We start from the raw sequence: 14,771 nt of genomic DNA, 5'->3' as shown, positions 1-14,771 counted from the left end.
AGGCCACGCAATGCCGCCTTGAATTTCCATCTCGGCGCTGCGCAGTCACTCAACGTTGCTGCCAGGCAGCGACCTTGAGCAGTCAGACCGGCCGCGCGCTCAGCGTGCGGCAGTTACAGCTGACATCAGAATCCCAGGCTGGAAAGGAGGTCATCAACCTCATCCTGACCGGAAACAACGTCTTCCCTTTTATCGGCATGAATTTGCGGACCTTCACCCCTGGAGGACGATTTTTTTCCGTCCTCGGGAGATTCACCATGATTGATGCCGGTAATGCGGTCGACCTGTCCCGCCATTCGGACCAGGTTGACCAGGCTCTCTTCGACATCATGCACAAGCGTGGTCACGCGCTTGATCACCTGGCCGGTCAGGTCCTGATAGTCCTGAGCCAGCAAAATATCGTTCAGATTGGTGGACAGATCCTTGCTGGTCGATTCAGTCTGCTCAAGGAACTCGCCTACCCGGCGGTAGAGGTCGCGAAATTCGTCCGCTGCCATCTCCCGGCGCTGCAGCCGCTGCCAGTCTGCCTTGAGGGCATTCGCCTGCTGCCCCAGATCAGCGACCTTGGGCACGCTGGCCTCGACCAGATCCATGGTCCGGTTGGCCGCCTTGTCGGTCAGCTGAACCACATAGTCCAGCCGGTCAGAGGCATCGGATATCTTGGACGTATCGTTGTCACCACCCAGCGCGTGGGTCGTGTCGATCTGAAAATTGACGATGGCATTGTGCAACGCGCGGGTCAGCTGCCCCACTTCGTGATAAAGACCACGGTCGCGTGCCTGATTGATGGCATGAATGACCAGCAACGCTTCACCGAAGTTGCCGCTCTCAAGGTGACCAACCAGCTGGTGCGCATTGTCCTTCAGCGAATGCTCGAATTCCTGAGCGGTCGCCTGGCCGGGATCCTTACTCAAAGCCATAACCTGTACCCCGGTTGATTATTATTTAGCCTGAACTCGCTCAAAGATTTTTTCGATCTTTTCTTTCAAGGCCTGAGCCGTAAACGGCTTGACCACATAGCCATTGACGCCCGCCTGCGCGGCTTCAATGATCTGATCTCGCTTGGCCTCGGCCGTTACCATCAGCACCGGCAGGTGCTTGAGCCGCTCGTCGGCCCGCACAGCGCGTAACAGGTCAATGCCGCTCATGCCGGGCATGTTCCAGTCCGTCACCAGAAAATCGAAACTGCCACTCTGCAGCATCGGCAGGGCGGTGTTGCCGTCATCGGCTTCGGCTGTGTTGGTAAACCCAAGGTCGCGCAACAGGTTCTTGATGATGCGCCTCATCGTCGAAAAATCATCAACGATGAGAATTTTCATATTCTTGTCCAAGTCGACCTCCGTACAAACCAGGGAATGTGCAGGCCTGCACCCCAAAAACCCATCGCAAATAACCAATCAAGCCGTAAAAGAAGCTCTGATCAATCAGCTGGAAGCCAGCAGGCTGATCGGATGCACCCTCGAAAACGCCACCTGGACGTCCGGCCCGAAGCCACTACCTGTCGAGCAATCCGAGCATTGTCCGGATGTTGACGACAAAATCAATCATTTCGCCAGTTCATCAGCTTCGAGCGCAACCGGGCAGCACATTGACTGTGCAGCTGACTGACCCTGGATTCACTGACACCCAGCACAGCGCCGATCTCCTTGAGGTTAAGCTCCTCATCGTAATAAAGCGACAGCAGCAGTCGCTCGCGCTCGGGCAACATGTCGATTGCCTCGATCAAAGCCGCTCTGAAACGCTCATCCTGCAGCCCGGACGCCGGCTCCTCGCCGCCCTGCACATCTGCCGGCGCACCCGACTCAAGCAGGTCATCAAAGCTGAACAACTTGCTGCCGGCGGTATCGCTGAGGATCGTATAGTACTCTTCCAGGCTCATCTCCAGCTCGGCGGCAACTTCGTGATCCTTGGCGTCACGCCCGAGCCGTGCCTCGACCGCACGCATCGCATCACTGACCATCCGCGTATTGCGGTGTACCGAGCGTGGCGCCCAGTCGCCCTTGCGCACCTCGTCCAGCATCGCACCGCGAATGCGGATGCCGGCATAGGTTTCGAAACTGGCGCCCTTGCCGAAGTCGAATTTGCGGGAGGCTTCCAGCAGCCCGATCATACCGGCTTGCATTAGATCCTCCACCTGCACACTGGACGGCAGCCGACCCAGCAGGTGGTAGGCAATTCGCTTTACCAGCGGCGCATACTGCTCGACGAGTCGATCCTGCTCACCGCGAGAACTCTGTGCTCGTGTATACATGCTCAATCCGCCAGCCTGTGCTGTCATAGGCCAGACCCTGTCGGTTGCACCAGACGTTCGACGAAGAACTCCAGGTGTCCTCGCGGGTTGGCCGGCAGCGGCCAGGCATCAACTTTCTGTGCAATGGCGCGAATTGCCAGCGAGGCCTTGCTGCGCGGAAAAGCTTCAAACACCGCGCGCTGCTTTTGCACTGACTTGCGCACCGCCTCATCAAACGGAACAGCTCCGACATACTGAAGTGCAACATCAAGAAATCGATCCGTCACCTTGGCGAGCTTAGCAAACACCATGCGGCCTTCCTGCGGCGTGCCGACCATATTCGCCAGCACACGGAATCGGGTCATCCCGTAATCACGGTTAAGCAGCTTGATCAGGGCGTAGGCATCGGTAATCGACGTTGGCTCGTCACATACCACGACGAGCACCTCCTGCGCCGCCCGCACGAAGCTGACTACCGAATCACCAATGCCGGCCGCCGTATCGACGATCAGCACGTCGATATTGTCACCGATCTCGCTGAACGCCTGAATCAGGCCGGCATGCTGCTGATGGTTGAGACTCACCATATTGGCGGCCCCTGAGGCGGCCGGCACAATACGAACACCGCCGGGGCCGGTGACCAGAACGTCACGCAGATCGCACTTGCCCTCCAGCACGTCGGCCAGCGTTGCCTTTGGCTTGAGCCCCAGCAGCACGTCAACGTTGGCGAGACCAAGGTCAGCGTCAAGCAGCACAACGCGCCGTCCCATCTCCGCCAGAGCAAGGCTGAGATTCACCGACACGTTGGTCTTGCCGATGCCACCCTTGCCCCCGGTGACCGCGATTACCTGAACCGGATGTTTGCTGCCCATCTGCGCTGATTACCTTAATCCTGTGAAATTGCTTAACTGGCCCGCTGGCTGTTCATCATACCGGCAAATACGTCGGCCATGGTCTGATCTGCCGGCGCATCATTACCCGCCATACTAACTGCACGACTCACCAGCTGATGCCCAACGGCACGACTGATATCGTCGGGAATGCGCTGGCCATCTGCCAGATAGGCTACCGGCAAACCCTGCTCCATCGCCAGCCCCAGCGACTCACCGAGCGTTGCGGCCTCGTCCACTTTAGTCAGAATGCAGCCCGACAGACCGCACGCCTTGTAAGTATGGTAGGCCGCTTTCATGACTCGGTGCTGACTGGTCGCCGGCAACACCAGCAGATTGCGAACCCGACGCCCCTGGCTGGCCAGGGTGTCGAGCTGGCCGCGCAGGTAGGGATCGTTGGCCTGCAGGCCGGCGGTATCAATCAGAACCAGGCGCTTGCCGGCAAAATCGGCCAGCACGTCATTGATATCCTGCTGTTCATCTACCACCTTGACCGGCACATTGAGAATGCGGCCCAGGGTGCGCAATTGTTCGTGCGCGCCGATACGATAGGTATCCATGGTGACCAGAGCAACGTGCTGACTGCCGTGCTTGAGCACGTAACGCGCAGCGAGCTTGCCCAGCGTCGTCGTTTTGCCGGCACCGGTGGGGCCGACCAGCGCGATCACGCCGCCGGCATCGAGCGGCTCTTCGCGCAGCACAGGCACACGATGCGCCAGATAGGCCAGCAGCATGCGCCAGGCCTGACGCGGATCACTCACGTCAGAAACCTGACGCAGCAGATCCTGACTGACTTCGGCCGGCAAGCCCATCTGGGTCAGACGGCGCCAGAGACCGGCCTGTTTCGGCTTGTGCTGATTGAGCTGCCCCCATGCCAGCCCCCCCAGCTGTGACTCCAGCATTTCCCGCAGCCCGGCCAGTTCGGCGCGCATGGCGCTGAGGCTGGCATCTTCAACGGCCGCTGCCGCCGGCGAGCGCTCCGCAGCAGGCCGGCTGGCTGCAGCCGGTGCCGCCGGCTCAACCGGCTCCTGGATCAGCCGATCCAGCAGATCACGGGCCTCCACAGACCCCTGGCGAGCCGCGTGGCGCATGCTGTCACCAAACAGCTGGCGGTTGACCAGAGGCTGGTCGTGGGAGGCCATCTCGCCCACCTCCAGCTCGGCGCGCGCGGCAACGATGCGCTCCTGGGTCTTTTTCAATTCAGCATCCAGACCCGGTGTCGGTGCCGTCAGACGGGGCGCCTCGTAGTCCAGCGCAGCGGTCAGTTCAACGCCACCGGCCACCCGGCGATTGGCGATGATCGACGCATCAGCGCCCAGCTCATCGCGAACCAGCTTCATCGCCTGGCGCATGTCTGCGGCAAAGAAACGTTTGACTTTCATGGCTGACCTCGTCGCTTTTCTGGCACCGCCCGCTGGCGGTTGCTGTCATTCATTCAGAGTGCTGCAGTTCAGTTCTGGCCAACCGTCGCAATGATGGTGACCTGCTTGCTGTCCGGAATTTCCTGATAGGACAGTACATGGGCGCCCGGGGCTGCGTAGCGTACAAACTTGGCCATCATCATTCGGATCGGCCCCGCCACCAGCAGCACTGCCGGCTTGCCCTGCACTTCCTGCCGTTGTACGGCATCAGACAGTGAGCGCTGCAACTTCTCGGCCATGCCAGGCTCCAGCAACATACCGTCGTCGGCGCCCTGACCGGCCTTCTGCATACTCTGTAGCAACATCTGTTCCAACCTTGGCTCCAGCGTGATCACAGGCAGCTGAGAGTCAAGCCCCACAATGCTTTGCACGATTGAGCGTGACAACGCGACACGCACCGCGCCGATCAGCGCGCCGGTATCTTGACTCTTGTTCGAGTTGTTGGCGATGGCCTCGGCAATGGTCCGGATGTCACGAACCGGCACCTGTTCCTGCAGCAGCCCCTGCAGCACCTTGAGCAGGTTGGACAGGGAGATCAGCCCCGGCACCAGCTCCTCGGCCAGCTTCGGCGAGGCCTTGGCCAGCACCTGCATGAGCTGCTGCACCTCCTCGTGGCCAATCAGCTCGTGGGCGTGCTTGTAGAGAATCTGGTTGATATGGGTGGCAACCACGGTGCTGGCGTCAACCACGGTGTAGCCGAGTGACTGCGCCTGATCCTTCTGGTTAGGCTCAATCCAGACTGCGTCCAGACCAAACGCCGGATCCTTGCCGGGCACACCCTTGATCTCGCCAAAAACCTGACCCGGGTTGATCGCCAGCTCACGGTCGGGGTAGATCTCGGCCTCGGCCACACCCACGCCCATCAGCGTCAGGCGGTAGGCATTGGGCGCCAGATCAAGGTTGTCGCGGATATGTACCGAAGGCATCAGAAAGCCCAGATCCTGCGAAAGTTTCTTGCGAACGCCCTTGATCCGCGCCAGCAGTTGCCCACCCTGATTACGATCAACCAGCGGGATGAGCCGATAACCGACTTCAAGCCCGACCATGTCAACCGGGGTCACATCATCCCAGCCAAGCTCACGGGCCTCCGGCGCCTGAACGGCCGGCAGCTGGGCCTGCTGACGCTCCTCTTGCACCTTTTCCTCCTCCTTGGCCTGCTGACGCTTGGCGATGAGGTAGGCACCCGCCGCCGCAATCGCGCCGAGGCTGAGGAAGGAGAAGTGCGGCATCCCAGGGATAAGCCCCATGACGATCAGGATGGCCGCAGCCACCGCCAGCGCCTTGGGTGAGGCAAACATTTGACGCTGGACCTGAGCCCCCATGTCTTCCGAGGAGGAAACCCGGGTCACCATGATCGCAGCAGCAGTCGAAAGCAGCAGCGACGGGATCTGGGCAACCAGGCCATCACCGATGGTCAGCAGCACATAGATGCGACCGGCCTCGGCAAATGGCAGCCCGTGCTGCGCCATGCCGATAGCCAGACCACCAATCACGTTGATGAACAGAATCAGCAGGCCGGCGACGGCGTCACCGCGCACGAATTTGCTGGCACCGTCCATGGAACCGTAGAACTCGGCCTCTTGGGCCACTTCCTGACGACGCGCCTTGGCCTGATCCTGATCGATCAGACCGGAGTTGAGATCGGCATCGATTGCCATCTGCTTGCCCGGCATGGCATCCAGGGTAAAGCGCGCACTCACCTCGGAGATTCGGCCTGCGCCCTTGGTGACAACCACGAAGTTGATGATCATCAGGATCGCGAACACCACCAGACCAACGACGTAGTTACCGCCGATCACCACCTCACCGAAGGCCTGGATCACCTTACCGGCCGCATCCCCACCCTCGTGACCATACAGCAGCACTACACGGGTCGAGGCCACGTTGAGCGCCAGACGCAATAAGGTCGAGACCAGCAAGATGGTCGGGAATACGGCAAAATCCAGCGGTCGCAGCGCGTAGGCGCACACCAGCAGTACGACCAGCGACAACGCAATATTGAAGGTAAACAGGACGTCGAGCAGAAATGGCGGGATCGGCAGCATCATCATGCCGAGCATCACCAGCAGCAGAATCGGGATACCCAGACTGCCGTGGCGCAAGCCGGCCAGATTGGTCCGCATATTTCCCATCAGTTGCGCGCGATCGACAGCCATTGGCGAAAAAGTCCCCAGATCAAATATTTGACGCAGATTGCGTTGTATCCGGGACTACGCAAGAAGCGTTCCACTTTAGGAACCCGCAGGCCCGGTACAGGTCTACCAATGGCTGTTAGCCTGCACTCGAGTTCTGCTTCGTCCCGGCAAACCTTCTGATAAACTGCCTGACGCTGTAACGGCAAAGGATGGCCAGATAACTGACCCGGCAGATTCGTAAGCACCGAACACTGCCATCCACTGCCACTACAGCCCGATACCCGCTGGCTGGTCGCAACCCGAGAGGTTTCATGCGCGCGCCTAACGCTCTGCTACTTGGACTGAGCATCGCCCTCAGCGGATGCCAAACCCTGTCTGAACCCGACAGCCTGCTGAGCCGTTCCGGTGAAATAATCAGAACCCAGAGCCAACGCCTGGCCGACCTGGCCTCGAGACTGACCAGCGACCCGGCCGCCCGGCAGCGTCATGCCGACGTCGAAGCGCTGTTCGCGCAACCGTACATCGATCCCCTCACCCGCTACCTGAATGCCCACGCCAACGATCCGGTCTACTCAGACTACATTCCACTGGTCGAAGAAGAACGAGACAGCCGCTGCGAGGCCATCGGCCAACGCTACGCCGCCGAGCAACCGACCCGCGACAACTTGCGGAGGCTGCGTGCCGGCTATCAGTTTTCCTGCCCAAACCAGGTGGGCGCGTTTGCAGCCCGGGTACCGCAGCCCGCAAGCACACCGTCTAGAAGCAGCCCAACCACGGACCAGCAGGAAACCTGCTACCTGCTGTTTGCCATCCGCAACTACAGCCAGGCTGGCAATGCCTGCCGCGCTGCAGCCGAAGCAGGCGATGCCAAGGCCCAGCATCACCTGGCAAGCATTGCCGACAGCACCGGGCAAGGCGACACGGCACTGCGCTGGGCCCGCAACTCTGCCGAACAGGGCAATACTGCGGGCCAGCTGCTGCTGGCTGATCTACTGCAGCGGCAAAACAGCAGCGAAGCCGACATGGACGCCTTCAGTTGGTTGAAAAAGGCCGCCGACAGCGGCCAACCCGAAGCCCGCTATCAGTTGGCCCGGGCGTATCTGAACGGAACCGGAACCGCCATCAGCCCGGACAAGGCCGAGGATCAACTGCGCCGGGCCGCCTTGTCAGAGCACATTCCCGCCATGCTGGAGCTGGCGCGCAGCCACCCCGACACCGCGTCTGCCCGCCACTGGCTGGCCGAGGCTGCAGAGCTTGGGTCGGCCGAAGCGCAATACCGCCTGGGGCTTGATTACATGCAGGGTAATGGCGGCCCGCAAGATCTGGAGCAGGCATACTTCTGGCTAAGTCTGGCGCTGGTGAACGGAGAGTCCCGCGGCCGACGCTACGTCGAACAGCTGTCTGGCCAACTCAGCAATGACCAGCTGACCAGTGCGCGCAGCGCCCTGCAACAGCGTATCAACAGCCGCTAAGGCAGAGGGTGACAGGGATGCTGCCAGTCAAACGCGCAATCATGGTTCTGCTCAGCCTGCTGGTCGGGCTGTTCCTGCTCGGCAGCTGGTTGATCGCCAGCCTGAATCTGGAGTTCGCCGAGAATGCGATGGGTACGCTGCGCGAACGCCAGATTACCGACACCTTTTATGCCAACCTTGATCGCATCAATGCCCATCACCGACTGATGGAGCAGAGCACCCGCGGCCTGGCCCGAGCCGGCGGACTGCTGCTGCGCAACCCTGCCGATCCGGCGACGCAGGCAGATACCCTTCGCAACGCCCTGCAGGACTTTCCCGACAGCTACGGCAGCAGCCTTTGGTACAGGGAGCCCGGACGCCCGGCCCACTATGCCTACCGCCAGGGACAGGGCATACAGGTCGAGCCGGTCAGTGCCGACGAACAGCAGCGTCTCACCACATGGTTTCAGCGTCTGCGCGGGCTGCAGCCACCCATCGAGCCAGCACAGCAATGGACCGCGGCGTATTACAAAAGCAGCATCAACGCGGTGGTGATCAGCCATGCCACACTGATACGTGATGCGCAGGGACGCCCTCTTGGTCTGGCCATGACCGACTGGCTGGCCGATGACATCATCCGCACTGTCAGCCGGGTCGAAGTGACGCCCGGCACCTTTGCCTTTTTGCTGGACCACGACAACCGCAACCTTTCCAGCCTGTCTGACGCCGCCGACGTCGATCGCGCCCAGCAGATGATCAACAGCGTGACTGCGCTGCAGCTTCATCAGAGACTGCAGGACCAGCCGCTTCCCATTATCAGTTCAAGACAACTGGCATCGCCGATGCAGCAACTCAGACATCAGGTAGACGAGCAGCACTACAGCCTGTTTTACTCGCCAACCCGTGCCGGCATGATCTTCGGCATCGGTGTTCCGCAAACCGAGATCGATGCGGTACTGACGCCGATGCGTGACAGCAGTACCCGCATTCAGCTGCTGGCGGGCACGGTCATGCTGATCATTTCCGCGCTGATTCTGTATCTGGTGGCCGGCACCCTGCGCCAGCTGCGCAACCTGTACACCGACCCCCTAACCCATCTGCCCAACCGCGAACGGCTGCTGGCTGATCTCAGGAAAACCCACACTGCCAGCCTGCTGCTGCTCAATCTGGATGCCTTCAAGGAAATCAACGATTTCTACGGCCACCAGTGCGGCGATCACGTTATCGCAACGCTGGCCGAGGCGCTGCAGCAGCACCTGAATGAACGCGCAGACTGGCGCGGTAGCCGGCTGTACCGGATGCCGGCCGACGAGCTGGCCATCTGGCTACCAGGCCATCACAACCAGGAACAGCTAACCCCTGCCCTGACGCGGCTGCTCGGCTTCATCAGCAATCTGGAGATTCGCTGGCAAGAGCAGGATATCCCGCTCCACGCCAGTATTGGCGTGGCGTGCTGCAACCAGCGCGAAGCGCAGGACCTGAGCGGCGAACAGTTGCTGCCGGCAGCCAACATCGCACTCGAGCTGGCCCGCGCCGGCAACGAGAGCTTCGTGTTTTACGACGCCAGCCGGGGCGTGCGCGAAGGATACGAACAGAACCTGATTGGCGCCAACCGGCTGCGTGCAGCGCTGGAGGAACAGCGCATCGTCGCCTTCTTCCAGCCGATCATGGACGTCAGCAGCCGACGCATCGAAAAGTATGAGTGTCTGGTGCGGATGATCGACGAACATGGCGAACCGGTGAGCCCGATTCACTTTCTCGACCTGGCGAAAAAGGTACGGCTGTATCGCGCGATCACTCGCTGCATGATAGACAGCGCAATTGAGCGCTTCGCTGACCAACGCTGCAGCTTCTCGATCAACCTGTCCTGCGAGGACCTGCTGGACCCGGAGCTGGCCGACTACATCATCTCGACGGTAGAGAGCCACGCTGTCGGACAGCGCGTCATCTTTGAAATCCTCGAATCGGAAGGTATCGAAAACTACGCTGCCGTACGTCAGTTCATCGACCGCGCCAAGGCTCTGGGCTGCCTCATTGCCATTGATGACTTCGGCACCGGCTATTCAAACTTCGAACACCTGATGCGGCTCAACGTCGACCTGATCAAGATCGACGGCAGCCTGATTCGTCAGCTGGAGGACAACCCGACCGCCGTCACCCTATGCCGCGGCATCGTGCAATTCGCCGAGGAACTCGGCATGCAGACCGTCGCCGAATTTGTGCACAGCCCTGCGGTACTCAAGAAGGTCGAGGAGTTGGGTATTCAGTTTGCCCAGGGCGCCGCCATCGGCATGCCATCGGCCAGCCTGATCACCGAGATCAGCGTGCTGGATGCCGACGAGCCGGGCACCCGCAGCTAGCGGTAAATGATATCCGCGCGCATTGGTGCAAGACGCTGCAGCAGGCGATTCTGCACGGTGACGGGCAACCGCTCGGCCTCCATCGCCGCAATCAGATCTTCAACCAGCGCATTGAAGTCAGCTTCGGTGAGGTCAAACCCGGCGTGCACGTCGGCCATGCTGTCACCGGTATACTCGCAGGGGCCTCCCGCCTCGACACAGAACTGCTCCTGCAGTTTTTCCTGCAAGCGAGCAATATCGGTGTCGGCGAAGTGGTGGGCGATACGCACGTCATCGGCGATGCGATACAGCAACGCCTCGACCACACGATTGATACCTGCCTGCTCTCCAAGGGCCTGATACAGACTGTCACTCTCCGGCGGCTGCGAGGCACATCCGGCCATGCCGATCAGCACCAGCGCAGCGCAGGCCGTTGCACGTAATTCTCTGTACATGATGACCTCAGTAGCTCAACTGCATGGAAAGGAAGAGGCCGCGCTGGCCTTCCAGCGTGGCAATCTCGCCCAGATCGGCCCAGGCCGCAGCGAGCGCCAGACGCTTGCTCGGAAAATAGCCGACAAACACATCCTGCCAATCGCTCTCCCCGGCAAACGACAGGTTGTCCGGCTTCTCGCGGTACTCAACCCCCACCACCCAGCGAGGGTTAAGCAGCAGCGCCACACTCCCCTCCTTGAGCAGTGAGCGGCTGTCGCGGCGATCACCACCAAAGCCCAGCAGACCGGTTTCATTGGCGCGCGAGTAGCGCAGCGTGCCGTTGACCAGCAGGTTGTAGCCGCCGACTGCACCCAAAAACAGCCGGGACCCCGCCAGATAGAAATCGGTATCCGAATCTCGCTGGGCGCCGACCAGTGACGGGATCAGGAAATTGGTCTGGCGCTTGTACTGCGCGCCCACGACAACCTGTGGCAAGCGGTCATATACCAGATCCCCAAACAGCCGCAGCTTCACGCCGAAGACGTCCTGATTCAGGCTTTTGTGCGGCAGGCCCGCCGCCTTGGTCAGCGCATCCATGTCCAGCCGCTGGCGCGCCACCGACAGCTCCACCCGGTTGTTGAATGCCAGCGACGCGCCAAACGCGTCGAGCCGATAGTCACCCGTGTCGACGCGGGTGGCAAAGGCATCGCCGCCCCACTCGTCCCGGGTACCGTAGCCAGACAGCACAGCCCACGGCACGATGCCGCCGCCGGCCGAGCCTTCGATATTGGTCACCCCTCCGGTCGCCAGCAGGCGCCCGCCGGTATCAGCACAGGCACTCCCCGCCAGACACAGCAAAATCCCACACAAAGCAGTTTTGTTCATGGCAGCCTATCTAAACGAACGTTCCTCGCGTCTCCGCCATCCAGCGCTCAAGATCAGCGGCCGGCAGCGGACGACTTATGAAGTAACCCTGCGCCACATCGCAGTGACGTTCCTTGAGCCAACTGAGCGAGCGTGCATTCTCAATACCTTCAGCAATGACTTTCAGGCCCATGTTGTGGGCCAGCTCGATGGTCGATTTGACGATGACCGCATCATCGCTGTTGTCGGCCAACTGGAGCACAAACGACTTGTCAATTTTCAGATCCTGAACCGGCAGGCTCTTGAGCGTGGCAAGCGACGAGTAGCCCGTGCCATAGTCATCCACCGCCAGCGCGATTCCCAGCTCGCGCAGGGCCAGCAGGCTATCCAGACTGCGCTGCGGGTCGCGCATGACCGCGCTTTCAGTCACTTCCAGTGAGAGGTAGTCCGGGCTGATTTGCTGGGCGCGCAGCATCCGCTCCATACGCTGCGGAAACGCTGGGTCATCAAGGTCGCGGGCAGAAATATTCATGGCTACCTGCAGATGGATACCGTGATCAATCCAGCTGCGCAGCTGCGACAACACCGCGGCCATCATCCACTGCGTCAGCATGCCGATACTGCCCGTCTGCTCGGCGAGGGTAATGAACTCATCAGGCCCGATCACGCCGAGTTCACTGTGCTTCCAACGCATCAGCGCCTCAACCTGCCGCACTTCCCCGGACGCCAGATCCAGCTTCGGCTGGAACACCACACTCAACTCCCGGTACTGCGGTGCGTAGCGCAGGTCCCGCGCCAGACGAATACGCCGTTGATAGGCCTGATCACGCTGCGCCTGATAAACCGCAATACGATCCGCCCCCGGAGCAGCATCGTTCAGCGCAATGCTGACTTGCCGCAGCAGTTCCTGCGGATCACGGCCATGCAGCGGCCAGGTCACCAGTCCAGCCAGCCACTGCGAGCTGAGCTTGATATCCTGAACCTGCATTTTCTCCCCGAGCCGCGCCAGCAGCCCGTCGATGAGCACGACGGCCTCCTCCAGCTCATAGCCCTTGAGCAGCAACAGAAAACCGCTCCCCGGTTGCCATGCCAGCAGGGCGTTGGGCGGCAGAACGCCTTCCACGCTGGCGACGGACTGACGTATCAGCGCATCCAGAAACTCCTGGCCGCGCGCCTTCAGCAACAGGTCCGCCGTGAGCAGGTTGCACTGCGCCAGCACCCCACCCGCGCCACTGGCGATGGCATCGTCGAGCTGGCTGCGAACAACCCCGATGTTCGGCAACCCGGTCAGCGGGTCGTGCAGAGCGTTGTGCATGATCAGGTCTTCGCGCTCGGCGATGCCCGATCGCATAGCGTCAATGCGCTCAGCCAGCAAGCCAAGCTCATCGTTACGCTCAAGCCTGACCTGCCCGGTATAGTCGCCGCGGCCGATCCGTGTAGCGGCTTCAGCCAGCAAAGCAACCGGCCGAGCGAGACTGCCCGACAGATGTACCGCCAGCAGCGAAGACGCCAGTAGCGCGATCAGAGTGATGATCAGCAGCTCGCGCTTGAGCAAATCGAAGCTGGCAAGAGTTTCGGCCATTGGGCTGGCCAACTGCGCCAATACCCGGTAATCGGCCTGATCCAGCAGCGCAATGACCGTCGTCAGATAGCCTTCGGACTCCTGCATTTGCCCGCCGCTCTCTGCATCCATCTCGAGCACGCTGCTGGTCATCGTCGAGTAGCTGCTCATCACCGCGTCATCGTGACTGCTGACAAACCGAATCTCCAGCCCCGTCAGCTTTTGTAGTTCGTGCGCCAGCGCCTCGTCCAGACTGAACGCCATCGCCACCTGCCCCAGCGTCACCGGCGCGCGCACCACCGCCTCCACCAGCAGGTAGGGACGATCATCAATAATGGCGATCATGGCCTGATCGGAAAAGCGTTGCAGCGCCTGCACATCAACCGGCGCGGCAATGCCATCCTTGACCGAAGCGATGCGCATCACACCCTGCGCGTCGAACAGCATTGCCTGATCAGCGCCAATGCGCCGGACCTGATTCAACAGCGCCGAACGAATGGTCGGCAGATCGCCGGTGGCGACAGCCTGCCGGAAGCCAAAATCCGCCACCAGAATTTCAGTGGCGCTGGTCAGCTCACGGGCACGCGCCTCCAGCAAATTGCTGAAAACGTTGCTACCGACCTGCAGGTGCTGTTGCGCCTGACGCTTGGCGGAGACGTCGGTAGCCGTATAGACCACCAGAAACACGGCACCCAGAACCAGCGCCAGCAGGCCGACGGAGGTAAGGATCAAGCGCGTCCGCAGATAACGCATACGCATGCTGTTATTGCAACGACTTGAAACGCTGTTGCAGGGGAGACAGCGCTGGAGCAGGAGCCTCAACCGTTGCGGAAATCGGCAGACTCAGCGTCTGGTCGCGCTGGTTCAGGTCCAGCTCACCCAGCGCCACGGGGGCCTGTTGAAACTGATCAGGGTGCCACCACGAAACCGGCCATTTACCCTCGGGCAAGTCTGGCAGCAGCACCTGCCCCGCCGCATCGCTGACGGCAAAGCGCGGGTGCTCGGTCACCAGTATGTAGCCCACCATGGCGTCGTGAATATTGCAGCCCAGAACCACCACGCCAGGCCGTTCAAAGGTCACCGGTGGCGCCTCTTCGCCCTTGAACAGGCGCAGCTCGAAGGGTTTGGCTTCGGAGAAGGAGTAAACGTGATGCCGCACATCATCACTGTTGGGGAAATCAACCTGAGCACCAACCGGCACCACCAGCGTATGGGGCACGAATTGACGGTCAATCTGGTCCATCACATAGCTGTCTTCGGCACGCGGCGGCACCCCTTCAACCAGCAATACCGCGTTGGCCAACGGCAGGCCGTCGGCGTCGGTCACCCGTATTTGCGCCGCCATGGTGTGACAGGCCCAACCGAACTGCCCGGACAGCAGCAGCGCAAGTAATCCGAAACGACGTACGCCGCGCGCTGTGAGACGATTCTGCATGGTACTTCTT

Annotated in this window: 12 protein-coding genes; 2 read left to right on the top strand and 10 right to left on the bottom strand. The window is 60.9% G+C overall.

The genetic code is table 11. The features are described from left to right. Positions 1–125 precede the first annotated feature (125 nt). From B7O88_RS02815 to flhA, 6 genes are all read right to left on the bottom strand, one after another. Positions 126–920, bottom strand: coding sequence for a protein phosphatase CheZ (locus B7O88_RS02815; RefSeq protein ID WP_088273662.1), 795 nt, complete (start codon positions 918–920; stop codon positions 126–128). A gap of 21 nt (positions 921–941) precedes the next feature. Then, a complete protein-coding gene (locus B7O88_RS02810) occupies positions 942–1,319 on the bottom strand; it encodes a chemotaxis response regulator CheY (protein ID WP_172409633.1) in 378 nt (125 codons plus the stop codon). A gap of 221 nt (positions 1,320–1,540) precedes the next feature. Further along, positions 1,541–2,278 carry an RNA polymerase sigma factor FliA gene (locus B7O88_RS02805; protein ID WP_088273660.1) on the bottom strand — a complete coding sequence of 246 codons (738 nt, stop codon included), beginning with the start codon at positions 2,276–2,278 and terminating at the stop codon, positions 1,541–1,543. Beyond that, positions 2,275–3,102 (bottom strand): flagellar synthesis regulator FleN, encoded by an 828-nt coding sequence (gene fleN / locus B7O88_RS02800; protein WP_088273659.1) that lies wholly within the window; start codon positions 3,100–3,102, stop codon positions 2,275–2,277. The genes B7O88_RS02805 and fleN overlap by 4 nt, the downstream gene beginning before the upstream one ends. A 32-nt stretch (positions 3,103–3,134) precedes the next feature. Continuing rightward, on the bottom strand, positions 3,135–4,502 hold the full coding sequence (gene flhF, locus B7O88_RS02795; protein WP_088273658.1) for a flagellar biosynthesis protein FlhF: 1,368 nt from the start codon (positions 4,500–4,502) through the stop codon (positions 3,135–3,137). Positions 4,503–4,570: 68 nt separating this feature from the next. After that, a complete protein-coding gene (flhA, locus tag B7O88_RS02790) occupies positions 4,571–6,697 on the bottom strand; it encodes a flagellar biosynthesis protein FlhA (RefSeq protein WP_088273657.1) in 2,127 nt (708 codons plus the stop codon). 290 nt (positions 6,698–6,987) lie between these two features. On the opposite strand from flhA, the gene B7O88_RS02785 reads away from it, so the two are divergent. Next, the gene (locus B7O88_RS02785) at positions 6,988–8,148 is read left to right on the top strand and encodes a tetratricopeptide repeat protein (protein ID WP_088273656.1); all 1,161 of its coding nucleotides are present in this window, start codon (positions 6,988–6,990) and stop codon (positions 8,146–8,148) included. Positions 8,149–8,165: 17 nt separating this feature from the next. Further along, positions 8,166–10,487, top strand: a complete 2,322-nt coding sequence (locus B7O88_RS02780) for an EAL domain-containing protein (protein ID WP_088273655.1) — start codon at positions 8,166–8,168, stop codon at positions 10,485–10,487. Here B7O88_RS02780 and B7O88_RS02775 read toward each other — a convergent pair. The 4 genes from B7O88_RS02775 to B7O88_RS02760 are packed head-to-tail and all read right to left on the bottom strand — an operon-like array spanning position 10,484 to position 14,761. Continuing rightward, the gene (locus tag B7O88_RS02775) at positions 10,484–10,921 is read right to left on the bottom strand and encodes a group I truncated hemoglobin (protein WP_088273654.1); all 438 of its coding nucleotides are present in this window, start codon (positions 10,919–10,921) and stop codon (positions 10,484–10,486) included. The two genes, B7O88_RS02780 and B7O88_RS02775, sit on opposite strands and share 4 nt — an antisense overlap. 7 nt (positions 10,922–10,928) lie before the next feature. Next, the gene (locus B7O88_RS02770; protein ID WP_088273653.1) at positions 10,929–11,786 is read right to left on the bottom strand and encodes a DUF3034 family protein; all 858 of its coding nucleotides are present in this window, start codon (positions 11,784–11,786) and stop codon (positions 10,929–10,931) included. 10 nt (positions 11,787–11,796) lie between these two features. Next, on the bottom strand, positions 11,797–14,058 hold the full coding sequence (locus B7O88_RS02765; RefSeq protein ID WP_160003129.1) for a putative bifunctional diguanylate cyclase/phosphodiesterase: 2,262 nt from the start codon (positions 14,056–14,058) through the stop codon (positions 11,797–11,799). A gap of 31 nt (positions 14,059–14,089) precedes the next feature. After that, positions 14,090–14,761 (bottom strand): methylamine utilization protein, encoded by a 672-nt coding sequence (locus B7O88_RS02760; RefSeq protein WP_088273651.1) that lies wholly within the window; start codon positions 14,759–14,761, stop codon positions 14,090–14,092. Positions 14,762–14,771 lie beyond the last annotated feature (10 nt).

The sequence above is a fragment of the Halopseudomonas aestusnigri genome (assembly GCF_002197985.1).
GTDB lineage: Bacteria > Pseudomonadota > Gammaproteobacteria > Pseudomonadales > Pseudomonadaceae > Halopseudomonas > Halopseudomonas aestusnigri.
This window is presented reverse-complemented; position numbering and strand designations above follow the sequence as displayed.